Source organism: Thalassoglobus neptunius (assembly GCF_007859735.1).
Taxonomy (GTDB): Bacteria; Planctomycetota; Planctomycetia; order Planctomycetales; family Planctomycetaceae; genus Thalassoglobus; species Thalassoglobus neptunius.
Genome location: NZ_SIHI01000145.1, coordinates 1 through 1,256 on the forward strand (window position 1 = coordinate 1; position 1,256 = coordinate 1,256).

At 48.7% G+C, this 1,256-nt stretch carries 2 protein-coding genes; both read left to right on the top strand.

Annotated features, from left to right (window positions below; all coding sequences use genetic code 11):
* Nucleotides 1-162 carry an integrase core domain-containing protein gene (locus KOR42_RS28120; RefSeq protein ID WP_390620856.1) on the top strand — a complete coding sequence of 54 codons (162 nt, stop codon included), beginning with the start codon at nt 1-3 and terminating at the stop codon, nt 160-162.
* Nucleotides 163-481: 319 nt separating this feature from the next.
* Nucleotides 482-997, top strand: a complete 516-nt coding sequence (nrfH, locus tag KOR42_RS26290; protein ID WP_390620930.1) for a cytochrome c nitrite reductase small subunit — start codon at nt 482-484, stop codon at nt 995-997.
* Nucleotides 998-1,256: the final 259 nt, after the last annotated feature.

A 1,256-nucleotide genomic window follows, 5' to 3' on the forward strand; every position in this document is an offset into this window, starting at 1 on the left:
ATTCAGGACTGGCGGATGACTTACAACCACCGCCGTCCGCACAGCTCTCTTGGAGGGTTGACGCCTGCCGAATTTTCGACTCAGTGTGCTTCCGTTCCAGAGAAGGTTCCGCCTACGGCTCCACCTTCTCCTCCACTCCAGCACACTGACTTACTTACCTAACCCCAACTCTCATAAGCCTGGTTCAAACTTCGGGGGCATTTCAGGAGATCTTTAACGGCGTGATGTAGCCAATCAAGAAGAGCCGTTAAGTTTCTCCCACGCTCTTCGCTTTCTTCAAACACCGACGCAAAAAAGCGATCGGCTGAAGTCTCTATTTCATCAAAAAGAAAATCGCGAGTTTCAAGTTTGCTGTTGCGGGGATTGTTGTTCGCGATCCTTGCAATGTTGCCAGAGAGATTTACACTGCATTTCTGCAGCGACGACTTCGTTTCATTCGACGGGTTCGGTGTGCTGCTCAAATGAAGGCAAGATTGGTCCGATCGCCGATCAAAGCAATTTGTCGAGCGATGACGAAACGAAGCCTTCAGAAACTTCTCGATCACGATGGGGCTGGGTTTTCTCAGTCGTTCTCGCCGTGATGATTGGACTCCTCTTCGGGCTGGGCACGTTCACATTCGGATACGGAAAAGGTGCCAGCTATCTGAGCAACGATCCCGTTTCATGTGCCAATTGCCACATCATGCAGTCGCACTTCGATAGTTGGCAGAAGTCGAGTCATCGTCATCTCGCGGTCTGTAACGACTGCCACCTGCCACACAATTTTGTTGGAAAATATGTCACAAAGGCGGACAACGGCTTCTTCCATTCTCTCGCCTTTACGTTGGACAACTTTCACGAACCAATTCAGATCAAACCGCGAAACCGACGTGTCACACAACATGCGTGTATTCACTGTCACCAGGATTTCGTCCATCAGTTCCTTGTCCTTGACGAGCAGCGAGAAGGACTCTCGTGTGTTCATTGTCACAGCGATGTGGGACACGCACACAAATAGTTATTAAGACTCAATCTCAATTGAACACTTTTCGATTCACGCTCTTTTAGCACTTCGCAATTCTAAATTCTTATCAACGTAGTTCCTTTCGACATTTCAAAGCTCAGAGGCTATCCGGAAACTGAGGTTTTGTGAAAGTCTGGTTTTGTTCACACTTTGCGGTTCATCAACGCAAAGGAGTGCACGGTGTCCGAGGCGATTCGAAAAGCGTACCCAAGTGACCTGACTGACCTTCAGTGGGAGATGATCGAAATGATTC